The organism is Aliivibrio sp. 1S175, assembly GCF_001690985.1.
Taxonomy (GTDB): domain Bacteria; phylum Pseudomonadota; class Gammaproteobacteria; order Enterobacterales; family Vibrionaceae; genus Aliivibrio.
This window is the reverse complement of record NZ_MAJS01000013.1, coordinates 277593-301775: the sequence shown is the minus strand read 5'-3', so window position 1 is coordinate 301775 and position 24183 is coordinate 277593. Positions and strand designations below refer to the sequence as shown.

The window sequence follows — 24183 nt, the reverse complement described above, 5'->3', positions numbered from 1 at the left end:
CATGGTTTAATCTCTCATACTTAGCTTGTAGGTGATATATTTAACTGGTAAGAGGATTCATGTAGATGAATATTCTTTTTATTGTTACTGATACATTATCGCTAATATAGATACATTCGAGTAAGGAAGTTATGCTAATTATAAGTATAAAAGAACGCCGTAAGTGAGTGGTCACTTACGGTGTTTGGCTTGTTAATTATAATGATTGTTTGTGATGTGTCGTTTTTTCTTAAATAAAGCAATGAAAGGAATAAGCAATAAATACGAGACTAATATAAACCCAAAGGTAGATACGAACGCCATCATTGTCGATTGTTGATGCAGTAACGCTTGTATTTGGACCAAGAACGAAGGATCAGTAATTTGATGTCCTTGAGAATGAGCCGCTTGTTGTAGTATTGGATTGCTTAATGTGAGGTCGCCACCGAGTGAATTCCATTCTTTTTGTTCCATTCGGCTGAAGTAAGTATTCACTATCGAAATACCAAATGACCCGCCAATAGTTCGGAACAAGTTAAATACAACTGCGCCACTCACTGCATCTTGTTTCGATAGCGTAGAGTAAGCCAGTTGACTTAATGGTGAAAATACCAACCCCATGCCCGCGCCTTGGATTATACTAGGGAGCAAAATCCAAAACATATCGATATTTAATGAATATTTCATCATTAAATACGTGCCGTACGCGTTGAGCAGTAAACCCACAACAATCAACATTTTTGTATTTAGTTTATCCATGTATCCCGCAAGCATGATTAATACAATTGCGGAGGTTAGTCCTCTGGGAGCCATTGCAATACCTGTCGTATCAACAGGGTAATTTAGCAATTGCTCTAACATCATGGGTTGTAACTGGGTAATACCAAACATGCCCATTGCAAACCCTGCCATTACTAAGCAAGATACGGCTAAATTTCGATCTTTTAGTAGCCATATAGGAGCAATATCCCCTTTAATTTTGAATGAACGTCGAACAAAATAAGCAATAGCGATAGCACTAATAATAGATGAAAAAAGAATCAAATTAGAACTAAACCAGCCTTTTTCATTCCCCTGATCAAGTACCATTTGCAATAAACCAATCCCTAATGCCATGCCTATTACAATAGGCCAATCAATTTTAGTCTGACCTTTATTTTCAATTTTCACATAGAAGAAAATTAAAGATAAACAAATAAGCCCAACAGGAAGGTTGACATAAAAGATCCATCGCCAATCCATATTCTGAGTAATTATCCCACCCAATGTTGGGCCAAGAATGGGGCCGAGTAATATCCCAACACTAAACAACGCCATCGCTTTACCACGTTGTTCTGGTGGATAAATTTGAATCATGATTGATTGTGATAATGGAATAACAGAGGCGCCAAATGCCCCCTGCATGATCCGAAAAGTGACCATTTCAGCCAATGAATCAGCCTGACCACATAACGCAGAGGTGATAATAAAACCAGACACAGAAACTAATAGTAGTTTCCTGACGCCTATTTTAAGAGCTAAAAAGCTAGCAAGAGGAATAAAGATAGCCTCAGCCATTGAGTAGGAAGTTAGTACCCATGTGACTTGCTCTGAAGTGACTCCTAATGCGCCCATCATGTGTGGAAGGGCAACATTAGCAATGGTCATATCAAGCAATACCATGATGGCTGAAAGCATAATCGCGAGGGTGACTAACGTTCGTTTAGAATCGCCTTTATCCTTCAAGCTTTGTTCTGCCGATGTAATGACATTGGTCATGATGGTTTCCTTTTTGCCGGTTATTTCGCGAGAGCCGCTAATGTATCAACCGTTACTGATGCGCTAGCACCTACACGTAAAGGAAACGTCAGTTTGTTTTGATCACTATCTAACTTAATGCGAACCGGGAAGCGTTGCGGTACTTTCACCCAGTTGCCCGTTGCGTTTTCTGGAGGAAGTAATGAAAATGAAGCGCCACTGGCTGGAGAAATTGCTTCGATAGTGCCGACGTATTTAACATTAGGATAAAGATCTAAGGTGATAGTGGCCTTCATGCCTTTTGTTATACGGCCTACATGAGTCTCTTTAAAGTTGGCTTGTACCCAATACGAATGAGCTTCTACAAGAGGAGTTAATGCTTGTCCGGGTACAACAACACTACCTGGATGAACTTCAACTTTGCCTAACGTTCCATCATGGTCAGCAAAGATATTCGTATATGAAAGCGATAAACTCGCTTGGCTTAATGCTGCTGCCGCTTTTTTCACTTCAGGAGAGGCCTCACCTTTTGCTCCTTGAGATTTGATTAGCTGAGACATATGGGCTCTTGTTGCGGTGACATTGTTTTCTGCGGATGATAATTTCTGACGAGCATCATCTAAGGTTTGCTCTGGAAGTAAATTTTTCGCTGCTAATTTCTTGATTCTTTTATACGAAACCTGAGCATCACTCAGTGTCGCCATCGCACTTTTTACATCTGCACTGGCCGCTAATATTGCATCGTCTGTGGCTGCGTTGTTTGATGTTGCGATTTCATAAGCGGCTTTTGCTTCATCAAGTTTTGCTTGATATGGAGCAGGGTCAATTTGTACTAATAAATCCCCTTTACTTACCGTGGTATAGTCTGTTGCATCTGTCGTAATGACTTTGCCACTGACTTGCGGTGCAATATATACAATATTAGCGTGAACATAAGCATCATCAGTGTTTGGAAATTGTTCTTGATGCTTAACGTAAAAATAACCAGCAGTAATAAGCCCTGCGGTGGCGCACCCAGCAACAAGTAAGTTTCGAGCGAAATGAGTGTTTTTATTGTTCATTTTTTATCCTAGATTTGACGTATTATTTACTTAATAAGTTGCGGTGTATTTATAATGAAAATAACCAAGCCATTAATTTAAAATTAATAAATTATTACTGTATAAATTAAGCTTTATTTATTAGCTATTATTTTAATAAATGCGTTGTAACTCTTCGGTTATATTTATCTTAAATAAGAATGAATATAATTAACCATAATTCAGATAATAAATATCCCCCATTGTTAAATGGAAAATAATAAAACCTTAAGTTACTATTTATTTTTATATCAGCCTTAGGCCGAGTTTAGGTGAGTACCAGAGAGGTCGTCGTTACGTGGTTAAGCGGGAAGTAAGGATTAAATTTATTATTTTTCATGGCTATACTATCTATGTTTCTAGGTTATGTTCCAGATTCTTGCTTCAGAATGTGCCTCATTTTGTAAAATGTCTAGCTTTAAATATAAATAATATTTTAAAGGATTAGATAGTAAATAAAATCATTGTTCGATATAAATTTAGGCAAACGTTTACATTGGCAGTTATAGATTAGGTTTGTACTAGACAGTCTCGTCCATTGGCTTTAGCTGTATATAAGGCATTATCAACACGTTTCATAAGACCATTCCAATCATCATTCACTGTCATTTTTGCTAAACCGAAGCTAACACTATAAGTGATAGAATTTATCGATTGTGTGGAAACCGCTTGTTGTATTCTATTGGTTATTTTCATAGAAGTATTTTGGGGAGGGTCCTGTGAGATTATTAGGAATTCATCACCACCATAACGCACACATATTTCGTTATTTCTACATTGCTCTCGAATGATTTTTGCAAAATTCTCAATAACTAAATCGCCACAATCATGCCCGTAGGTATCGTTAATTAATTTAAACTTATCGATGTCTGCCAATATGATAGAAAGAGATGCATTTTTATTCATTGGTAAGAGCGTAGTTAAAAATTCTTTTAATCCTTTTCTGTTATAAAGTTTTGTGAGTTCATCAGTAATAGACGTTTTATGAATTTTGGATATCAGGCGTTCAGTAAGTATCCAAAAGACAGTAAAGCTAATTGCTATGATTGTGATTATCACTAATATATAAGCAATTTTATGAACTTCTGAAATACTGAGATAGTGAATAATTGGCCTTTCAGTATAAACCCATATTAAGCGTAGCGTCATTGCGATTATATTTATACTGAATATTAGGTTTAGTAGCAGTAAGGGCGCTTGATTATCTTTAATTTGTCCATTTTTATTAATATAGATCCCAATGCATCCCATAATTAGTATAAAGATACTTCTGATTTCTATTCTCGCGTTTATGGATGGTGTAATGTATGTGAAGTAAGCAAAGGAAAGTATCGTTATTATTGAAATAACAGAGCAGGATAAAAGGGGGCTTTTTTTTGGTATCCTAATAAAGGAAATGCCTAAAGTTAATAGGGATACAGCGATTACATATAAGCTATTTGATAAGAATACGATGTTACAGGAAGTTTGGGTGTAGCCTAAACTGATTGGTAAAATGCTTAAGGTAAGTAAAAAAAATGCAAAAGAGATATAGTTTACACCCTTTATTTTCTCATTAAACATATACTTATACCCTAAAAACAAGCTGAGACTCAGCACTGCTGATAAGAAAACACTAACAATAGAAAGAGTGCTAATATCCATATAAACACCTTGTACGAGAAAGTACGTAGTATCATAAAGTCTCATTTTTATGACAGTAATATTGTGATTTACGTCTTAAATTTTCAAATGTAAGGGTAAATATGTAACTTACCAGTTGCCATTATGTTTTATTGTTGTGTTTTATTTGGTTTTTTAATTTTATTTATATATATAACTTATTGATTTTTATATCAATAAAGTGAGTTAAATCCCATTTTACTCACTTAAATTGAAGATGATTGCTCTTGTTAGATATAAGGCATGGAATATGTTTTTAGCCGAGAGCCAATAAATGTAGCTTATACAGTTAACGAGTTTTCTCTCGTCATTCTTCTCATCAATACTGCTCTTACATTGTCATATACCCAGTTAAAGGTGAATGCGTAAATGGTGATGAAAATAGTTACGCCGATATCCATTACAAAAGCCTCCCAGATACTTACATTTAATAAGTAAGCCATTACGGGAACAGTCACGAACAATAACCCTAATTCAAATAATACAACGTGGAAGATACGCAAAGAAAGAGTGCGTTGTGTTTTCTCGCCTGTGAAGAATTGATCGAAAATCCAGTTATAAATAAAATTCCAAATCATCGCGATAGTGGCAATAACTATCATCGTTCCTGATAGAGAAGTAACATCGTGATTAGTAAAAATAGCTAACCCAAGAATAGACAGTGATACAGCTAATACTTCAAATAATACAGCGTGGAAAATACGTTCAGTTGTTTTCATAGCGATAACTCTTAATGTTTATTGATACATTTAAAAATAATGAATCAGCGATTATAAAGAGCGGTTAAAAGAGATAAAGTTAACACCTATCACGAATCGTGATAGTTTAGGTTTTATATCTTTCTTTTTATTCATTGAGCCAAATGCATGTACAGTTTTGAGCAATTAAAAATTTTTGTCACCGTGTGTGAGTGTGGATCGTTCTCGGCAGCTGCTCGTCAATTAAAACGTGCACAATCAGGTGTGAGTCAGTCTATTGCAAACTTAGAGATCTCAATCAACCAAGAGCTGTTTAATCGAAAGAAGAATACGCCAGTGCTGACAGAGAAAGGCAAGGCGTTATTACCGATTGCTCAATCTATTTTGCATCAACAGAAATATTTTGATCAGAAAGTGGAATCATTAGAAAGAGATCATGAATATGAACTTATCATTGCAGTAGATGAGAGTTTATTAACTGATAGCCTACTTCAAATATTGGCCGGTTTAGCAAATAAATTTCCAGTAACCGATTTTGAAATAATTACGACATCTACTTTTGATGTAGAAGAACTAGTTAAAAAAGGTAAAGCACAAGTGGGTATTGTGTATGCCGATGGTGAGCTTAAAGTAGATATGGATTTCTTTACGTTAGGTCATGTACGTTTTCTTACGGTAGTCTCACCAGAACATGAATTAACAAAATTATCAGTAGTGAGTGATACTGCATTAAAGGGGCAGCGACAGTTAGTGCATCGAAGTTCAAAGCGTAAAGAATTGTGGTTCAGTTATGGAATAAGTTCAAAGTTATGGTATGGAAACAGCCACCAAACCTTGATAGAACTTGCGTGTAAAGGGCTAGGTTGGACAGTGGTGCCAGAACATACGGTTATGCATTTATTAGAACAAAAGAAGTTAGTCGCGTTGCCCGTTGCGCATGAGTTTGATGGGTGGCTAACCCCTATGGGATGCTTAGTTTCTCGTAGCCACGGTTTTGGTCCAGTATTAGAGGAGGTGCTAGTATCATTGAAAAAATTAAATAAAACAGCCCTTTAAAATAGGACTGTTTATCTTAAATTGAATAAAATTGCGTTAAGCAACCTGACTCGTTTTTAGCGTTGTGGTGGCGGTAACATCTTCACAGAACTCGTGATGAAGTGCTTGTATTGATTTTTTATAATCCTTATCACTTACTACAAATTGCACGTTTACGTTACGCATAGAAGCGTGTAGGGCAACGGGAGTTACGTCATTATTCATTAATGATAAAACGCCTTTTGCCAGTGCTTTGTTAGTATCAATTTGAGATCCAATGACTGAAATTAATGCCACCATTCGTCCCTTAATTGACGCTTTTGGATAACGTTTTTCTGCTTTATATAACAGTTTATTAAGACTTTCAGTGCTTCCACCAAGATAATAGGTAATTGAATTTGCATTCATTTCTTTACCAATTAAATTAACGCGGGCATCAGAGATGATTTCCATTAACTCATAACCTACGTTATCGACTTGGCCAACCATCGCTTGGTCAAAGAGGTGCAAAGCGAACACTTTTTCTTTGCCTGCAATGATCTCCACTTTGTTTGTTTCTGGGTGATATTCCGATGAAATCAAAGTGCCTTTATGTTCTGGCTCAAAGGTGTTTTTAATTTGTATCTCAATGTCGCTTTCACGAAGCCCTGCAGCGGCATTCGGATGGATGGCTTCCATACCTAAATTAGCTAATTGATCGGCTACGTCATAGTTGGTACGTCCGATAGGAAATACTTTATCAGTGCCTACAACACGGGGATCAGCAGAACTCAAGTGATATTCTTTATGGATAATAGCCAAATCTGCGTTAGTTAGAGAAGCAATACGACTGAACGTCATTTCACTGTAACCGCGATCGTATGTACCCATTAAGCCTTCTTTGCAATAAGCGTAACCGGTAACGATTGGAAGTTCTGTCGTAACATCAATGTCTTTAAATACATCAATGATGGTTTCATCTAATGTTCTTGGAATTTGATTATCCCAGCCTGATAGGTCAACAAATTTGGCATTGATACCCATTGTTTTTAGTTTTAGTGCCGTATTATAAGCGCTGTGAGCCTCACCAATTGAAGAGAGAAACTCTCTTACCTGAGGTAAATAACGACGTAATGAAAACTGCCCATACTGACAAGTCTCAAGAATATTTGTAATGCAATTTTTTGCTTCTTTAATACGAGAGCAAATGAATTTATCTGCTCTGATGCGGTTGAGTGGATCAATGAAAATATGCTCATTAGTTAGTAGCATACGTTTCTCTACATAAGCTAATGCTTCTTCCCAGCTGTCATCTCGCTTAGCGATCAGTTGATAAACACCCGGTTTACTTGTTTTTTTACATTCAAGGAGGGAGTCAGTGATCCCACCATAAGCAGAAACAACAAAAACACGGTTATATGGATTTTGTGGACGAAGAAATATATTGTCTAGTACTGCATCAAATGCAGTCATAGAAGTACCGCCGATTTTTTCTACGGTATAAGTCATGGGTAAGTCCTTTTTGACTTTTAAAAGAAGAGACTAACCTGAATAAGTGCTTATCCAGGTAGGTAATATGCATAATCGATGAAGAGTAATACATAGAGAATGACCTCTATATATTAATCAAGAATAGGATAAACCCCATTTTCATCGTGTACTTCAGCACCTGTAATTGGTGGGTTGAAAACACACGCCATCACCATTTCTTTATTTTTGTAAGCTCGTAAATAGTGTTCATCGTGCTTATCAAGAATGTATAGTGTCCCTGGTTTTATTGGGTAAGTTTCGCCGCCAATGACTTCAATTTCGCCTTCGCCACTCATGCAATATACTGACTCTAAGTGATTCTTATAATGAATATGTGTTTCAGTATTTTCGTAAATTGTCGTAATGTGAAACGAGAAGCCCATGTTGTCATCTTTCAACAACATTCTTACGCTTTCCCATGTTTCTGATGCTACGCGTCGTTCGCTGTCACGACATTTGTCTAATGTTCTAACAATCATTTTTTCGTCCCTGATTAAGATGCTTTTTTGAAGTGTTTTTCTGCAATATTGTCAATTGCGTTTTCAAAGATGGTTAATCCTTTGTCTAATTCTGCGTCTGTAATCGTTAGTGGACAAAAGAATTTAACAACTTCATCAGATGGACCTGCGGTTTCAATGATCATGCCGTTTTTAAAGCAATCTTTAGCAATGTCACTTGAGATAATGCCGTTTTTACATTCAATACCAATCATCATCCCGCGGCCTTTTTGCTGAACAAACAGCTTAGGGTAACGTTTTACGGCACGAAGAATGACATCACTGACCTTCTGAGAGATCTGTTTAATATGCTCTTCAAAATTTGAATTTGACCAGTAGATCTCTAGTGCTTTAGCTGCGGTGATGAAGGCATGATTATTACCACGGAAAGTACCGTTATGCTCACCCGGTTTCCATTCGTCTAATTCAGGTTTCAGTAGTACAACCGCCATTGGTAAACCATAACCACCGATTGATTTTGATAACGTGATCATATCTGGTTTAATTCCTGATGGTTCAAAGCTAAAGAAAGTACCTGTACGACCACAACCAGCTTGAATATCATCAACAATCATTAGAATATCGTTGGCTTTACAAATCTTGCTTAAACGTTGTAGCCATTGATTTGAGGCAACGTTTAACCCTCCTTCACCTTGTACGGTTTCTAACAGTACAGCTGCGGGTTTGTCTAAGCCACTTGAGTTATCAGATAGCATAGTTTCAAACAGGTTAAGCCCATCAATGCCTGCATAACCTTCAAAAGGAATACGAGTGACGTTGTTTAAACTAAAGCCAGCACCTTGACGATGGTGTTGATTCCCTGTTGCAGCTAATGCACCAGCAGTACAACCGTGGAAACCATTAGTGAAGGCAACAATGTTAGTTCGATTGGTGACTTTACGTGCCAGTTTTAAAGCGGCCTCAACGGCATTGGTTCCGGTAGGACCGGTAAACTGAACCTTATAATCTAGATCTCTAGGTTCAAGAATATAGTTATTCAATGCATTCAAGAAAGTGGCTTTTGCACTTGAGTGCATATCTAAGCCGTGAGTAATACCATCTGTTTCGATGTATTCAAGTAAAGCTTGCTTTAAGACTGGGTTGTTGTGACCGTAGTTGAGTGATCCGGCTCCAGCAAGGAAGTCTAAGTAACGTTCGCCGCTTTCGGTTTCTAGCCAACATCCTTTTGCTTTTTGAAAGATAACTGGAAAACTGTTTGAGTATGAACGTACTTGTGATTCTTGCTTCTTGAAAATATTCATGATGAGTCCGTTTATGATTCCTATTTTATTTTAGAGCGATACGATACAAATATTCAGTATCGTGCTTGCCTTTGAAATGCGCTTCTTTGTCTAGAAACGTAGTCACTTCGCCTCGGTCACCATGCTCGGCATCCAGCTTTTTAAATAGTGACCAAGAAGCGTCGTTGGCTTTGGTGATCGTCGTTTCTAAGAATTCGGTGTGCTTGAGGTTTTTTCGCTGTAAAAGCTCATTTAGCATGGAGTAAGCTAAACCTTTACCTCGGTAGCGAGGAGAGACCGCGACTTGCCAGATGAATAATGTCTTTGGATCATCAGGCTTATGGTAACCAGAGATAAAACCAGCAAGGTTGCCGTCTTTCTCTGCTAAAACGCAGGTCTTACTGAAATGTGTAGATTGAAGGAAATTACAGTATGAAGAGTTGATATCAAGAGGGGGACACTCGGTGATCAATGCATAAACATCGTCACCGTCTGTCCTTGATGGTTCTCTAAATGTCCATTTTTTGCTGGGTTCAATATCCATGCTTGAACACAAGATTCTGGGCGCTGCAATAGTCATATGTAAATACATATCCTTTGTACTCTAATTAAATTCCTTTTTATTATTGGCATTTTTAGAGGCGCAAAGGCAAGGTAATCACAAAAAAAGCGTGTTTTTTAGCTATTTAATGCGACATTGATCTCGTTTTTATGTTTTTGTTTAATTAGGGTTCTATGTATTTCGTTGTGTGAAATAGATCAGTGCCATGTTTTTTTTATAAAAAAATAGCCCATTCTAGTGGGCTATTTATCGTGTTTTATTAGAGATGATTTATACAGCAGCGACCATTTTCTGCAGTAATCGAATCATCTCTTTTTGCTCCTTTAGATCAAGAGAGCTAAGTACTTCTTTATTCACCTTCACAGGGATCGGCAAAAGTGTTTCTTTTAATGCTCGGCCTTCATCTGTGAGGTAAATACGAAATGAACGACGGCTGTTGGGATCTACTTGTCGCTCAACAAGGCCAAGTTTTTCTAATTTATCTAATGTTCGTGTTGTTGTGGAGTTTTCCACTTTTGATTTTTCAGCAATATCACGTTGAGTTACTCCTTCTTCTTCCCATAAACACATCATGGTTGGCCAAAGAGCAACAGTTAAACCGTGCTGTTTTAATTCTGCTTCGAAATTCTTTGAGGCTTGGTTGGCAATAACGTTAATCATCCATCCAAAGCTGCTTTGACGATCAAATTCTTCCATTGTGTTTAAACTCCTGCGCTTACAACTATTGCAATGGTAACTAATCCGGTGGCAATAAGCACCAATAATGCACGTCTATTTGATACAAACATCAGGTTCGACGAGGATTGATTTTCTGTCAGTTTCTTCTGTACGCCAGAGATCATTGCCCAAACAAGTGGTTTTGAGCGTAGTTTATAAAAGAGAATAGCAATTAAGTGCAAGATGACTAATGCCGGTAGTAAACGTGCACATATTCCATGCAGGGTAACGAAAACATCAAAGACATCATCATTTAAGAGGATATCAGCGTAAGGGATGTGATCGAATAACCCCGCTAACGATATGCCGGTAATACATTGAATAAGTAAGGTACAAATTAATCCGATAACCATCCAAGATCCTGCTGGATTATGGCCTATTTTTGATGGTTCTTTTCCTAATAAATAACGAATGGTACGTTTTGGGGAAGCAATAAATTTTTTAAAACGACTCGTATCACTGCCGATAAATCCCCATACAATTCGCCACATAATAAGAGTAAATAGCGCTAAACCTAAATAGATATGTGGCCCTTCACCTTTAAAGCCACTTGCGGCTAATCCGATAAAAAGCAGTGCTTGAAGCCAATGATATATGCGTGTTGGTAAATCCCAAATCTTCATTTTCTTGTTCCTAATTGATGGATGTTTTAACTAACGGTGGATAATTTACACAACAACAGTTGCATGAGCAACTGTTGTTGTGTAAATTAAATGCAACTTGAAGCGAGACAGACATCTATTAGAGAGAAAGTAATGAAAAAATTAGTACTTAGTTTATGTGTTTTACTACCAAATAGTGCATTTGCTCAAACGAGTGTTGACCTTATTAACACAAGACAACAGGCTTTTGTACATATCGAAAATCAATCAGAGCAAGTTGAAGGCATGATTGATGAAGATGCGCCTAAGTGGAACGAAATTGAATTGATCAGCCATGAACTTTCTAAACATAGCCAATTACTAACTACAGCATTTCCGGAAGGTAGCCAAGATGGCAGTAAAGCCAAAGAAGCGATATGGAATAAACCTGAAAAGTTTAATCAATTGATGCAAGAGATGGATAGTGGCTTTGTTCAACTTTATCAAGCAAGCCAACAACAAGATAAAGCATTAGCAGAAGCGGGTTTAGAGCAAGCACAAGATACTTGCAATGCGTGCCACCGTTCTTATCGTTCACGTTTTTAAATGCGAGCCCCTTGTTTTTAAAACCACCTTTTAGATAAAGATTATAAAATTAGAGAGAGAAATTTTATGAAAAAATCAATTAAAACAACCTTACTGATTACCTCATTACTTGGTTCTTCAGCGATAGTACAGGCTGCTGATTATGGCGTGACATTAAATTGGAATACGACTGACGCCGATAAAGTTTTGAGTATGATGGATGAGCAGCGTTCAGCATTTGGTGAGTTAATTAAGAATAAAGAAATCAAAGATATGTTCTTAGTAGAAAGTGAAATTGATGGAAAACTAATGGGGATTTTACGTTTTGTTATTGAAGCTGATAACGAAAAAGGCGTAGAAGATAAATTATCTTACCTTCCATTTTATAAAGAGAATTTAGTTAAAATTGAACATATTCAACCCCTTGGAGGTAAGTGGTTAGATAATACTCCAAGTAATAAGAATTATGGGTTAATGTTTAAGTGGGAGGCAGATATTAATGTGTTAGAAATGGATCGAGTGATTGGAATTGATTTGCAGCGTGTCATTGCGCTAAATAAATCGGGTCTAGTTACGTCTTCTTATATCGATACCCAAACAGTAAAAGATGGTTCAACACGACCAACATATTCAGTCTCTATTATGGCAAAAGATGAAGATCATGCACGTGAATTAAGCCAACAATTTGAAGCTGTTTCTCTTGGCTACGCAAAGGTAGAAGTGATGTACTTAGGTTATAAAATTAATATGAAAGCATTATAGTCTTAAATAAAATATGAAATGTTTTAATCATAAAGAGAGAGGGGGACTCTATCTCTTTATGGTAATTAACATATAAAAATAACCATTATTATGTGAATTTAATCTAATAACGTTATTGCACGATAATGTGATCTAGGTCTAATATAAAGGCGTACAAGGTGATGGGGTGCCACCTACTTAACCGCCAATATTGGCTGATGACTCCTACAGTAAAGAGAACAGGTGTATCTGTTTGAACGGTCTTTAGTTGATCGCTCTTGGTCTGTAGGTAAATAACACCCTCCTACACCTGTTTTCCTAATCATTGGGAAAATATTATGCAATACGCATCAGAAATTCAAACCATGTGCCCTATTCAAAGAGGCGATCTCCACCCATCAGCTCCTATCCCTGTTGAAGGTCGAATGATTAATCCAAAAGAAGTCATCGCGATTTCAGGATTAAGTCATGGTGTCGGTGCGTGTGCACCTCAACAAGGTGCAGCAAAACTTACCCTAAACGTAAAAGACGGTATCGTCGAAGAAGTACTGATTGAAACGATTGGTTGTTCTGGTATGACGCATTCTGCTGCGATGGCTGCCGAAATTCTTACCGGGAAAACAATCTTAGAAGCAATGAATACAGATTTAGTGTGTGATGCAATTAACGTTGCGATGCGTGAAATCTTCCTTCAATTTGCTTACGGTCGTACTCAATCTGCATTCTCAGAAGGCGGCTTAGAAATAGGCGCGGCTTTAGAAGATTTAGGTAAAACCAAACGAAGTCAAGTAGGAACAAGCTACTCAACTAGCGCCAAAGGCGTTCGTTATATGGAGCTTGCTGAAGGGTATGTGACACGTTTAGGCCTTGATGAAAATAGTGAAGTGATTGGTTATGAATATTTGAATCTTGGAAAAATGATGGCTGATATTGGCAAAGGTGTATCTGCAGATGATGCATTAAAAGCGGCATCAGGTACTTATGGACGCTTCGCTGAAGCGGTAAAAACTGTCGACCCACGTCAAGAATAATTGAGGCCATCATTATGAATACGAATATCCAAACCCTACTTGAAGAAATGAATTTATCTACATTAGATGATGCGTATAACTATTGTCTTGAAATGAACATTGATCCTAAAAAATTAGTCATTGATACTCAACCAATTGCTTTTGATAATGCATGCGATGCTTACACGTTAGGCTCGGCATTGGCGTTATATCGTAAGGCCGGCAGTGCAGCGGCGGCGGCGAATATTATTGGTGAAGGTCTACAAGCATTTTGTAAAAAAGGCAGCGTGGCAGCGCAACGTCAAGTTGGCCTTGGTCACGGTGCTCTAGCGGCTCGTTTATTATCTGATGAGACTCAATGTTTCTCTTTTTTGGCGGGTCATGAATCTTTTGCTGCTGCTGAAGGTGCGATAAAAATCGCACTTAATGCAAACAAATCACGTAATACACCATTAAGGGTTGTGTTGAATGGTTTAGGTAAAGATGCAGCGTACCTTATCTCTCGTATCAATGGTTTTACTTACGTAAGAACGCAATTTAATTATCAAACCGGTGAGTTAGTTGAAGTAAGCAGAAAACGTTTTTCACAAACACAACGCGGTGACATTCTTTGTTATGGTGCTGATGATGTGCGAGAAGGCACAGCAATTATGCATGCGGCAGGAGTTGATGTCAGTATTACGGGTAACTCAACCAATCCTACTCGTTTTCAACATCCTGTTGCTGGTATCTACAAACAAGAACGTTTAGCACAAGGTAAGCCGTATTTCTCTGTTGCATCTGGTGGCGGTACGGGTCGTACATTACACCCAGATAACGTAGCCGCGGGTCCTGCCTCTTATGGTATGACAGATACGATGGGCAGAATGCATGCGGATGCACAATTTGCTGGTAGTTCATCTGTTCCTGCACACGTTGCTATGATGGGCTTTATTGGTATGGGGAATAACCCAATGGTTGGTGCATCAGTTGCGCTTGCGGTTGAAGTTGACCAACGTTTAAATCGATAAATAAACAAGGTTGGAGATAGCTTCTATTTCCAACCTAATAGTTCTTAATCCTATCTAGTTATCTATAAATAACGACTACTCAGACACTTCGAGTAAATAATCTTCAACTTGCTCTGATAACCAATCAATGATTACCCCTCTAGGCATATTTGATTTTGTCATTTCAGCAAAAGATTGCCAATTCATTGCTCGGTTATGTTTAAGTACTTTTAAGGTACCGTCTCGTAAGTGTTCATTAATTAATAATGAAGGAACAGAAGACCAACCTGTTTTATCTAACACTGCATCACGTAAGTGTTCATAAAACGTCAGAGCAATGTACTTACTTGATTTTGGCTCTACAATCATTAATCCATCTTCATCAATGTAGTTCACAATGATTTCCGTATTACTTTCAAGATCGGTTAAATTTACTTTTCGGAGTTGATTGAGAGGATGGTCTTTATGGGCGACAGACATCATTCGTATCTGGCCTAATTCATTTTGCTGAACATGCAGTAATTCATTATTAATAGGTAATAAACCATAAGCGACATCGACAATATTTTGTTCAACCATTTCTTCTAGTTCGGGAGAGGGGGCAACATAAATAGAAATACTGGTGCTAGGAAATTTACGACTCATTTTACCTAAGATTTGACGCCAAATTGCTTCAGGTAGCGCATCATCACGAACGATTCTAATGGTCGAAGCCACGCCATTATTGAATTGAAAGCACTTGTTTTCAATGTCATTGCTAATAAGAGAAATTCGTTGAAAATCATGCACCAAAGATTCACCTATTTCTGTCGCTGTAATGCGATTTCCTGTGCGGGTTAATAACGTTACATTCAACTCATCTTCTAATGCATTTAATGCAGCACTTACTGTTGTTCTGCTTTTTTGAAGTTTACGTGCGGCTTCGGCAATGGAACCTAACTCAACTGTATATAAGAACATTTCAATTTGACTGGTTTTCATGGTATTGACTCAACAATGTGATGGTAAAACATATATTTAACATTAAGCGACGAATAACCTGACGCTGACTGATTATACTATCACCAATTTCCGTTATATTATGAGCTACATAGATAAAAAAGACGAAAAATAAGTCATGGAGTAAAAAGTATGTCGTATTCAGTTCACAAAGAAAGGCAATTGTTATTAGTCTCAACGTTTTCAGCGTTATTGTTTGCCATGATTGGTATTGCGCTAGGTACGTTAATTCACTCACTCGTTATTATTTTTGATGGAGTATATTCGCTCGTCAGTTTAGGCCTAACGTTAGTTTCTCTAATGGCAGTTTTATACATTCGCAGAAAAGACGTATCAAAGAATATTAAGCGCGTTAAGGTAATTGAGTCTTCAGTTATTTTGCTAAAAGGGATCGCAATTACCTTAATGTGTGTGCTGTCATTTATTGCTGCGATTCAAGCGATAATGGAGGGTGGTCGAGAGGTGAATACGGGTATCGCGTTGGCATTTGGTGTGTTTAGCATGATTGGTTGTTATACCAGTTATTGGGTTATGAAAACTCAAGGTCATGAAGTTAATTCAGCTTTGATTGATGCTGAGGCAAAACAGTGGCTAATGGATACCGTGATCAGTGCTGCAGTGTTTGTTGGTTTTATGATAGCTAAATTATTGTTATTAACGTCATACGCACATTATGCACAACTTGCGGATCCTGTTATGGTCGTTATTGCCTCTATTTACTTTATTATTGTTCCTGTGAAAATGATATTGAGCTCGGCAAAACAATTGCATCAGTTAAGCCGAAATACATTTCTAGCAAAGTATTTACACGCCTAAGTGCGCTCATCTTTAGGTGTGTCCATCACCACTAAGGTTCCAATTGAGTTGACCTGAGAGATCTCTCCAAGCACATTTGAATGAAATTGCTTATAAGAGGATAGACTCTCAGTCTCAACCCGCAATAAGTATTCATTTGAGCCTGTTATATTATGGCACTCAACCACTTCTTTAGAATCCATGATCTGAGCTTCAAACCCCTTCTGAGACTGCTTACTGTGGTTCGATAAACCAATGGTTACATACGCAATAAAACCTACCCCGCATTTACTAGGGTTTAATACCGCTCGGTAGCCTTGAATCGTTTGGTTTCTTTCTAATTCTTGTACTCGTCTGAGGGTTGCAGAAGGAGATAATCCTATGCGCTCTGATAGCTCAACATTAGTCAGTCGACCACTCAATCTCAACTCTTGCAATATTCTCTCGTCAAACCTATCCATAGCGACTAATCCTTGCGTATTAAATTTATTTTAAGCAAATATAGACAGAAAATTTACTCAGTCTCGCATTAAGATACAAGCAGAATTTACTTTTATAAGATGCTTATTATGGATTACACCTATTTACTTGCTTTAACCACATTTGCTTTTGTTGGTGCGTTTACACCTGGACCAAATAACATCATGTTGATGACTTCTGGTGCGAACGTTGGTTTTGTGCGAACTATTCCTCATATGCTGGGTGTGATCTTCGGTTTTGCGTTTATGCTGATATTAGTAGGATTTGGTTTGGTTCAAATTTTTCAGACCTATCCACAACTAGAGAAAGCATTACAAATTATCAGTGCTGTTTATTTATTGTATCTGGCGTATAAAATTGCCAGTAGTAAGCCTGTAGATAATATTAATGGCGATTATAAACCGATGTCTTTTTTACAAGCCGCGAGCTTTCAGTGGATCAACCCAAAAGGGTGGTCAATGGCGTTATCGGTAATGAGTATTTACGCGACCAGTGCTGATATGTTTAGTGTGTTTCTGATCGCATTCGTGTTTATTTGTATTAATGTACCAACCGTTAGCTTTTGGACTGCCGCAGGAAAACAGTTACAAAAAAGATTAACGAAACCGAGTCATTTAAAAATATTTAACTACAGTATGGCTGGGTTATTAATAGGTTCTATGGTGATGGGATTTTAATTATTTCTAGCTGATTGCCTTGTTAAGACAATGTAAGCGACTTGGATATGTTATCTTTAAACATACCAATCCGTAATTACACGATTAATAAGGCCAATTTTATGATTCGACCTCTCTTTCTGCTTGCCATGCTTATTTTTACCTCGCTTTCAATTCAAGCTGAAGAAGTGAGTTACTCAGAACAAGAGTACTTAGATCGACCATTAATGGAGCGCTACATTCTTGATGAATTAAAAGCATTACGGACAGATCAGCAAGACTTAGAAAAAAGAATGATTATCCAAATTACAGACAGAGAGCTTGCTGTTGCGGACAAGTCTCTTAATTATTCTAATGTAACCGTGACCTATTTTTTCTATGTTATTGCCGCCGTTGCTTCTTTGGTTGCCTTGATTGGTTGGCAATCTCTAAAGGAAATGAAGCAAAACACGAGAGAGATGGCAGATAAACAACTTAATAAAATTGCCCAGGATTATGAAAAGAAGTTTGTCGCCTTAGAGCGAGATTTAAAACGTAAAACTCGAATAATTACAGAAAATAATCGTGAAATTGAAATTATCAATGAAGTGCATAATCTATGGCTGAGAGCTCAAAGTGTTCAGACAGCCGAACAAAAAATGGATGTTTATGATGAGATCTTAACGGTTAGACCGGGTGATTTAGAAGCATTAACATATAAAGCCGATGCAGCAATGGAAATGCGTGAGTTCCATTGGGCATTAAACCTGTGTAATCGAGTGCTAGAAGTGGATGATAAAAACGCACATGCACTGTTTCAACGTGCGTGTGCGTATGCTCAATTGGGTGCGGAAGTTCAGGCTATTGATGATTTACAACGATCTATTAATGCAAGTTCTTCAATGCGTGAACTTGTTGCTGAAGAAACAGATTTTGACCCATTACGAGGTCTTGAGCGTTTTGAAGCCTTACTAGAAGAATAACCGTCCACTCTTGTTATTACTTATCTCACAGGTGCTCTGTGATGAAATCTAAAAAGCAGCGCACCTTCCCTGACATATTCTTTCTACTTGGATATACCATAAATACATCAATTATGATTTTTGGATAATCTGCAAATAACTCGACGAGTTGCCCTGTTTCTAGTTCGTTTCTTAAATGGAAACGAGGGATGCGTGTAATACCTTCTCCTTCAACACACAAGGAGACCTCCATAAATGAATTATTGGTAATGAGCTGGCTTTGTATTGGCACCGTAAAATGCTGATTATCTTTATCAATAAAGTCCCATACTAATCCTTGTTTTACATAACTATAACTGATGGTTTTATGATTTGTTAGATCGTTAGGATGTGCTGGTGAGCCGTGTTTTTTCAAGTAATCTGGAGATGCAATCACAATGCCTTCAGAGCGTAAAAAACGGCGGCTGATTAAACTGGAATCTTCAAGTTGATGCGAGGCTCGAATTGCCAGATCAAACCCTTCTGCCACAATATCAATCTTTCTGTCATTAAGGTCTAACTCTAAAATGATGTCAGGGTAACGATCTGTAAATTTAGAAATAATGGGGCGTAAACGAGATAAAGCAAAACCTACGGGGCAGCTAACACGAAGCTTTCCTTTTGGTTTATCTTGCTGCCCTGTTAAGGCATTCTCTGCCATTTGAGCATCTTCCATCAATTGCTGGCATTGCTGAAAATACAATTCACCTTCAGGAGTTAAGCGTAGGGTACGAGTTGTACGATGAAGTAAGCGAACGGCTAAGCGTTCTTCCAATTTGCCAACTTCTTTACTTATATAAGAGGTTGAATGGCCGCTGTTGTGTGCCGCTTGAGTAAAGCTGCCAGAGTTCACGACTTCAACAAAAATTACCATCCCATCAAATAAAGCTGAATTGAACGCCATTAATGTGCCTCTTAGGTTGTATTACCAGTCATATGGAAATAATCATTGCACATTTAGGCTATTAATCAATATTTGTAATTAAACTATAGTTACTTCATCGCAAAAAAATAGAATGACATTGAAAAGAGAAAAGTATCACCTACTCTTTTTACTCAAATAGATTAAGTAAGGAATAACCATGAAAGTATTAGCACTAGCTGCAAGCAATAGTTCAACATCAATTAATAAATTATTAGCAACTTACGCAGCTGGTCTAGTGCCTAATGCAGATGTTGAATTATTAGATTTAAATGATTTTGAAATGCCAATTTTCAGTGAAGATAAAGAAAAAGAACTAGGTCAACCAGATCTTGCGAAACGTTTTTTCCAAAAGATTGGTGAAGCGGATGCGATTATTATTTCATACGCAGAACACAACGGTTCATATACAGCGGCATTTAAAAATGTATTTGATTGGACATCTCGTATTGATATGAAGGTATATCAAAACAAGCCTGTGATTATGTTAGCGACGTCTCCAGGTCCTGGTGGTGCAGCAACAGTACTTGCTGCGGCAACAGGTTCAGCCCCTTATTTTGCAGCAGAAGTGAAAGGTTCGCTGTCTATTCCTAGTTTTTACGATAATTATGACATGGAAAAAGGTGAGTTAAAAAATGAAGCGCTAGCTCAGAAATTGAAAGCAATTATTACTGAGCTATAAATAATGATAAAGCGATTTTAACGGATTATTCATATGTGAAAGGGCGTATTTATTTTATATAGATACGCCCTTTTTATTGTTTTAAAAATGAATAGTAGCGATGTTAATTAACATGTCTAATGAGAATACAGAAAAGCTGAATTAAATTATATTAACGATATCAAATACACATTGAAACATAACGGAGTAAAGTGTCACTCAGTAAATTTATTTTTAAATCACAAATTATCAACAAGTGAGCGTAATATCATCATTTATCACTATTATTGATAAGAGTTATGCACGAGAATAGACAGGCTTAGATTATTATATAGTCATGATTTATATAGGACGTTTTTTATGATTAAGAAATATGTGGCTTTGTTGCTATTGATGGTTAGCTTTATTACGCCAACTTACGCACAAAGTATTAATGAAATTAAAGTTACACAACAAAAATTACAGGAACGCTTAGTTCAGTTATCTACTGCTGATCCCGCCGATAAACTGTTTTTTGAAGATGTATTACGTCGACAAAATGAAACCGTTCGAGCGAACATAGCATTAGAGCTCCAAGAAGATCCAAAGAGCGCTGAATTAACTGGTTTAGTTCAGTCTGAAATGAAATTGATTAGTCAATTATTAACTTATAGTCAAAAAGAGCTAATTCGAATTACTAAAGCATCAAGAAAAGCAAGTGGTGATGAGAAGGCTGATTTGCAATTTGCGGCTCAAAAGCGTCTTGGTTTGATGGATCAATACTACGTAGAAGCATTTGAAACGTTGTCTTGGGGTGAAGAATTAAATATTGATTTTTCGAAACAAGAAAAAATAATTTTAAAAGAATTAGAAACCCGTGCTGATCTTTTATTTAACGTCATTCATTATCTTAATACTCAACGAAGTGATATCGCTAAACGTTTGAAATTTGCCTCAGAAGAACAAAAAGCAACGTTGAAGCACAATGCTGTGAATTTAACAGAGCGTATTTCATTAATGGTTGCAAGCTTACAAGCGACAACAGGGTTAATGGAAGAAAATGGCGTTGATATTACAAAATATAAGCAACTTATTTTCTCAATGACTGGGGATATTAACAGTGATGTACTTGATTTAGGTGTTGCTTATGGGCTTCTAGAGGGATGGGGTAATAGCTTTAAAGAATGGGGTATTCAGAATGCTCCTTCTTTAATATTTAAAGTGCTTATATTCTTCATTATTCTTTGGGTTGCTCGTCTTCTCTCTCAGCTTGCGAGAAAAACGATTAAACACAGTGTTTCGCATTCTAAAATGAAGTTCAGCCGTTTGATGCAAGATTTCTTTGTATCAATGGGGACTAAGCTAGTTATGTTGATTGGTATTTTGATTGCATTATCTCAAGTAGGTATTGATCTAGGTCCATTACTGGCTGGTTTTGGTGTTGCTGGTGTCGTTATCGGTTTTGCATTAAAAGACACATTGTCAAACTTTGCATCAGGAATGATGATTCTTATCTATCGTCCATTTGATGTTAATGACTTAGTGGAGATTGCTGGTATCACAGGTAAAGTGAGCCACATGAACTTGGTTTCAACAACAATTAAAACCGTTGATAACCAAAACTTGGTCTTCCCAAATAATAAGATTTGGGGTGATGTAATTAAGAATGTAACGGTTGAGACGGTGCGACGCGTCGATATGGTTTTTGGTATTGGTTACCAAGATGATATTGAAAAAGCAAAATCTATCTTTAATGATATTTTGTTAAGCCATCCAAAAGTATTAAAATCGCCTGAGCACATGATTAAACTGCATACGTTAAATGAATCATCAGTAGATTTCGTTGTTCGCCCATGGGTGAAGACGGATGATTATTGGGATGTGTATTGGGAAGTCACTGAAGCGGTTAAGAAACGTTTTGATGCGGAAGGTGTTAGTATTCCATTCCCACAAAGAGATCTTCATATCTATAGACATGACGCTGAAATTAAACAATAAATACAAATAAAAAATAGCGGCCAACTTGGCCGCTATTTTTTTATCCATTATTCTGAACCATCGTCTGTTTTTGTCATAACGGTTGACGGTTTTTTAAATTTCTTGATGACAAATGAAATGACAAAACAGATGGCACCAACAATCAGAGCTGAACGTAAAATGGTGAATCCATCATGTTCTAATTGTTGTATATGAGGACCTACAGAAGCGAATAAACGTAGACTGAAAAAGGCGAGTAGAATAAATGGGACTATTTTTTTCATACGTTATTACTCCGCTAAATAGGGATGTGATGGCTTATTTATAAAGTTATCATAGCTAAAGAGGGGGATAATTTAATTGATTTTCTTGGTAATGTTAGATTTCGATTTTGTTTAATACCGTTTAAGTTGACGTGATTTGGATAAAAAATACAGTTGTAACTTATTGATATTATTAAATCTGATTGTCAATAAGCAAAAAAAAATGAAGAAAAAACTTTACAATATTTGGTACTAAGGTATTATCCATCTCGCTCTGTTGCTCAGAGTTGTTAATGAACATCAAGTAAAAGTAAGCCTTAGTATTTCTTCGTAATGTCGTTATTCTCAGTGTTTCCCTTAGCTTTGTCGTCACATTTAATAATTCAAGCTCTAAGCGCATCGCATTATGCGATTTTTTATGAATTTAAATATAAGGGACATCACATGTCTAAAACAACTGGTATCGTTAAATGGTTTAACGAAGAGAAAGGTTTCGGTTTTATCACTCAAGATAACGGCGGCGCTGACGTATTCGTACATTTCCGTGCTATCGCTTCAGAGGGTTTCAAAACTCTTGCTGAAGGCCAAAAAGTTTCTTTTGAAGTTGAGCAAGGCCAAAAAGGCCCTCAAGCTGCTAACGTTGTAGCTGCTTAATTTCAAATAAGTTGCGTAGATGGTATTTATACCATCTGCGCTACTTTTAAATATTGTTAACACTCGATTTAGTTCTACTCTGTAAGATATAAACATTTCAAACATCTGCTCCTGTTTTGTACTTGTCATAAAATCTCTTAGTTATCCTTACTATCCTAGTTTTAATCTAATCATTTTCTGTAACATCAATCTATTACATAATTTAAATTATTTTTTTGGCCTCATTGTATTTAAAAAACACAGGTTAAAAAATAATCATATTTTCTATTTATAAATCCAAAGGTACTAAATGAACGTAAGTTTTACTATTTTCAAAGATAATGTTTCATGGGACGCTCCAATTCACCAACTAAACAGTGATGTTTTATTGCGTAATGTCTTAATCAAAGGCAATTTGAATACGTTTGATATTCAATTTTCATATTGTGAAGAGACGGGCGAAGGAAGTATTACCAATAGCGATAATCACTCTATTGGCAATTTTTTAATTTCTTACTAATTAATCACGTTTTTAGATTTAATTGAATTTTTATTGGCTTCCCCAAAATAGCACAGGCCAATTATTCTTCTCTGAATAGCTTTTTAGTGGTTCACAAGGATTTACCAAGTACGTATGGTCCACGTACAAACACAATGGTAAATCGTTGATAGAATCAGTATAAAAGTGAATATCAGAATAGGTATTCTTTTCTTCACCTAACCATTCCGTTAATCGCGTTACTTTCCCTTCTCTATAGCTTGCCGTTCCTAATATATGGCGAGTGTAACAACCATTTTTTTCTTTCAAATCAATACCAATTGCATGCTCAATGCCGATTTTTTTAGCGACGGCGTTGACTAAAAATGTGACTGATGCAGAGATGATAACAATATCAATGTTATCGTTTTTTAATTCTTGAATGAGCATTTTTGCTTCGGGAAACAATAAAGGCAAAATTCGCTCTTCGACACATTCTTCCGTAAGTTCTGTGATTTTTTCTTTTGCCACTGCTTTCAATGGGTGCATTGAGAAGGCAAGATAATCGTCCATATCCATCAAACCCCGCGAATACAGTGCCATTAAACGTTTATCTTCCGTTAAAAAGCTAGGATCCGTGACAATTCCTTTATCCACTAAGAACTCATTCCAAATCATGGCACAATCACCGTTGATCAACGTGTCATCCATATCAAATACGTACAATGGCTGCGTCAT

General features: G+C 36.9%; 27 protein-coding genes and 1 riboswitch. Of the genes, 12 read left to right on the top strand and 15 right to left on the bottom strand.

The features are described 5' to 3' along the window. Positions 1 to 192: 192 nt before the first annotated feature. The 4 genes from A6E06_RS07715 to A6E06_RS07700 all read right to left on the bottom strand — a co-directional run bounded on the left by A6E06_RS07715 (position 193) and on the right by A6E06_RS07700 (position 5176). On the bottom strand, positions 193 to 1737 hold the full coding sequence (locus tag A6E06_RS07715; protein WP_065593049.1) for a DHA2 family efflux MFS transporter permease subunit: 1545 nt from the start codon (positions 1735 to 1737) through the stop codon (positions 193 to 195). Between the two features lie 20 nt (positions 1738 to 1757). Beyond that, positions 1758 to 2777 (bottom strand): HlyD family secretion protein, encoded by a 1020-nt coding sequence (locus A6E06_RS07710; protein WP_065593048.1) that lies wholly within the window; start codon positions 2775 to 2777, stop codon positions 1758 to 1760. A gap of 528 nt (positions 2778 to 3305) precedes the next feature. Beyond that, a complete protein-coding gene (locus A6E06_RS07705) occupies positions 3306 to 4439 on the bottom strand; it encodes a GGDEF domain-containing protein (protein WP_065593047.1) in 1134 nt (377 codons plus the stop codon). Between the two features lie 299 nt (positions 4440 to 4738). Further along, complete coding sequence (locus A6E06_RS07700; protein WP_065593046.1) at positions 4739 to 5176, bottom strand: PACE efflux transporter; 438 nt, start codon at positions 5174 to 5176, stop codon at positions 4739 to 4741. 147 nt (positions 5177 to 5323) lie between these two features. On the opposite strand from A6E06_RS07700, the gene A6E06_RS07695 reads away from it, so the two are divergent. Next, entirely contained in the window at positions 5324 to 6211 is an 888-nt protein-coding gene (locus A6E06_RS07695) for a LysR family transcriptional regulator (RefSeq protein WP_065593045.1), read from the top strand. Between the two features lie 36 nt (positions 6212 to 6247). Here A6E06_RS07695 and A6E06_RS07690 read toward each other — a convergent pair whose 3' ends face one another. The 6 genes from A6E06_RS07690 to A6E06_RS07665 all read right to left on the bottom strand — a co-directional run bounded on the left by A6E06_RS07690 (position 6248) and on the right by A6E06_RS07665 (position 11339). Further along, positions 6248 to 7678, bottom strand: coding sequence for an aspartate kinase (locus A6E06_RS07690; RefSeq protein ID WP_065593044.1), 1431 nt, complete (start codon positions 7676 to 7678; stop codon positions 6248 to 6250). A gap of 113 nt (positions 7679 to 7791) precedes the next feature. Next, positions 7792 to 8178 (bottom strand): ectoine synthase, encoded by a 387-nt coding sequence (locus tag A6E06_RS07685; RefSeq protein ID WP_065593043.1) that lies wholly within the window; start codon positions 8176 to 8178, stop codon positions 7792 to 7794. 14 nt (positions 8179 to 8192) lie between these two features. Beyond that, entirely contained in the window at positions 8193 to 9458 is a 1266-nt protein-coding gene (gene ectB / locus A6E06_RS07680; RefSeq protein WP_065593042.1) for a diaminobutyrate--2-oxoglutarate transaminase, read from the bottom strand. Positions 9459 to 9483: 25 nt separating this feature from the next. Continuing rightward, positions 9484 to 10017, bottom strand: coding sequence for a diaminobutyrate acetyltransferase (gene ectA, locus A6E06_RS07675; protein ID WP_045104461.1), 534 nt, complete (start codon positions 10015 to 10017; stop codon positions 9484 to 9486). Between the two features lie 252 nt (positions 10018 to 10269). Continuing rightward, positions 10270 to 10695 carry a MarR family winged helix-turn-helix transcriptional regulator gene (locus A6E06_RS07670; protein WP_065593041.1) on the bottom strand — a complete coding sequence of 142 codons (426 nt, stop codon included), beginning with the start codon at positions 10693 to 10695 and terminating at the stop codon, positions 10270 to 10272. A 5-nt stretch (positions 10696 to 10700) separates the two neighbouring features. Next, a complete protein-coding gene (locus A6E06_RS07665; protein WP_065593040.1) occupies positions 10701 to 11339 on the bottom strand; it encodes a cytochrome b/b6 domain-containing protein in 639 nt (212 codons plus the stop codon). Between the two features lie 132 nt (positions 11340 to 11471). Between A6E06_RS07665 and A6E06_RS07660 the strand changes: the two genes are divergently transcribed. From A6E06_RS07660 to A6E06_RS07645, 4 genes are all read left to right on the top strand, one after another. Next, on the top strand, positions 11472 to 11903 hold the full coding sequence (locus A6E06_RS07660) for a cytochrome c (protein ID WP_065592039.1): 432 nt from the start codon (positions 11472 to 11474) through the stop codon (positions 11901 to 11903). A 66-nt stretch (positions 11904 to 11969) separates the two neighbouring features. Next, a complete protein-coding gene (locus tag A6E06_RS07655) occupies positions 11970 to 12644 on the top strand; it encodes a hypothetical protein (RefSeq protein WP_065592038.1) in 675 nt (224 codons plus the stop codon). A 148-nt stretch (positions 12645 to 12792) separates the two neighbouring features. Next, a riboswitch (Fluoride riboswitch) is annotated at positions 12793 to 12858 on the top strand. Between the two features lie 103 nt (positions 12859 to 12961). Further along, positions 12962 to 13654 (top strand): iron-sulfur cluster assembly scaffold protein, encoded by a 693-nt coding sequence (locus A6E06_RS07650; RefSeq protein WP_017021560.1) that lies wholly within the window; start codon positions 12962 to 12964, stop codon positions 13652 to 13654. Positions 13655 to 13668: 14 nt separating this feature from the next. Beyond that, positions 13669 to 14643, top strand: coding sequence for a GGGtGRT protein (locus A6E06_RS07645; protein ID WP_065592037.1), 975 nt, complete (start codon positions 13669 to 13671; stop codon positions 14641 to 14643). A 75-nt stretch (positions 14644 to 14718) separates the two neighbouring features. Here A6E06_RS07645 and A6E06_RS07640 read toward each other — a convergent pair whose 3' ends face one another. Next, positions 14719 to 15603 (bottom strand): LysR family transcriptional regulator, encoded by an 885-nt coding sequence (locus A6E06_RS07640; protein WP_065592036.1) that lies wholly within the window; start codon positions 15601 to 15603, stop codon positions 14719 to 14721. A 150-nt stretch (positions 15604 to 15753) separates the two neighbouring features. On the opposite strand from A6E06_RS07640, the gene A6E06_RS07635 reads away from it, so the two are divergent. Next, entirely contained in the window at positions 15754 to 16437 is a 684-nt protein-coding gene (locus A6E06_RS07635) for a cation transporter (RefSeq protein ID WP_065592035.1), read from the top strand. On the opposite strand, the gene A6E06_RS07630 is transcribed toward A6E06_RS07635, so the two are convergent. Further along, positions 16434 to 16877, bottom strand: a complete 444-nt coding sequence (locus tag A6E06_RS07630; RefSeq protein ID WP_065592034.1) for an Lrp/AsnC family transcriptional regulator — start codon at positions 16875 to 16877, stop codon at positions 16434 to 16436. The genes A6E06_RS07635 and A6E06_RS07630 overlap by 4 nt on opposite strands. Before the next feature lie 108 nt (positions 16878 to 16985). Here A6E06_RS07630 and A6E06_RS07625 point away from each other — a divergent pair, with 108 nt between their 5' ends. Together A6E06_RS07625 and A6E06_RS07620 are read left to right on the top strand one after the other, a co-directional pair. Further along, positions 16986 to 17573, top strand: coding sequence for a LysE family translocator (locus tag A6E06_RS07625; protein ID WP_065592033.1), 588 nt, complete (start codon positions 16986 to 16988; stop codon positions 17571 to 17573). A 101-nt stretch (positions 17574 to 17674) separates the two neighbouring features. Further along, complete coding sequence (locus tag A6E06_RS07620) at positions 17675 to 18514, top strand: hypothetical protein (RefSeq protein ID WP_065592054.1); 840 nt, start codon at positions 17675 to 17677, stop codon at positions 18512 to 18514. A gap of 25 nt (positions 18515 to 18539) precedes the next feature. Here A6E06_RS07620 and A6E06_RS07615 read toward each other — a convergent pair whose 3' ends face one another. Next, on the bottom strand, positions 18540 to 19436 hold the full coding sequence (locus A6E06_RS07615) for a LysR family transcriptional regulator (RefSeq protein WP_065592032.1): 897 nt from the start codon (positions 19434 to 19436) through the stop codon (positions 18540 to 18542). A 178-nt stretch (positions 19437 to 19614) separates the two neighbouring features. On the opposite strand from A6E06_RS07615, the gene A6E06_RS07610 reads away from it, so the two are divergent. Together A6E06_RS07610 and A6E06_RS07605 are read left to right on the top strand one after the other, a co-directional pair. Then, positions 19615 to 20136 carry an NADPH-dependent FMN reductase gene (locus tag A6E06_RS07610; RefSeq protein WP_065592031.1) on the top strand — a complete coding sequence of 174 codons (522 nt, stop codon included), beginning with the start codon at positions 19615 to 19617 and terminating at the stop codon, positions 20134 to 20136. 339 nt (positions 20137 to 20475) lie between these two features. Then, positions 20476 to 22092: a mechanosensitive ion channel family protein gene (locus tag A6E06_RS07605; protein WP_065592030.1), complete on the top strand. Its 1617-nt coding sequence runs from the start codon at positions 20476 to 20478 to the stop codon at positions 22090 to 22092. 47 nt (positions 22093 to 22139) lie between these two features. Here the strand turns inward: A6E06_RS07605 and A6E06_RS07600 are convergent, their stop codons facing one another. Beyond that, positions 22140 to 22355 carry a hypothetical protein gene (locus A6E06_RS07600; protein WP_065592029.1) on the bottom strand — a complete coding sequence of 72 codons (216 nt, stop codon included), beginning with the start codon at positions 22353 to 22355 and terminating at the stop codon, positions 22140 to 22142. A 423-nt stretch (positions 22356 to 22778) separates the two neighbouring features. Between A6E06_RS07600 and A6E06_RS07595 the strand changes: the two genes are divergently transcribed. Together A6E06_RS07595 and A6E06_RS07590 are read left to right on the top strand one after the other, a co-directional pair. Continuing rightward, positions 22779 to 22988 carry a cold-shock protein gene (locus A6E06_RS07595; RefSeq protein WP_012552262.1) on the top strand — a complete coding sequence of 70 codons (210 nt, stop codon included), beginning with the start codon at positions 22779 to 22781 and terminating at the stop codon, positions 22986 to 22988. Between the two features lie 289 nt (positions 22989 to 23277). Next, on the top strand, positions 23278 to 23487 hold the full coding sequence (locus tag A6E06_RS07590; protein ID WP_065592028.1) for a hypothetical protein: 210 nt from the start codon (positions 23278 to 23280) through the stop codon (positions 23485 to 23487). Positions 23488 to 23517: 30 nt separating this feature from the next. Here A6E06_RS07590 and A6E06_RS07585 read toward each other — a convergent pair whose 3' ends face one another. Continuing rightward, positions 23518 to 24183 carry an HAD family hydrolase gene (locus tag A6E06_RS07585; RefSeq protein ID WP_065592027.1) on the bottom strand — a complete coding sequence of 222 codons (666 nt, stop codon included), beginning with the start codon at positions 24181 to 24183 and terminating at the stop codon, positions 23518 to 23520.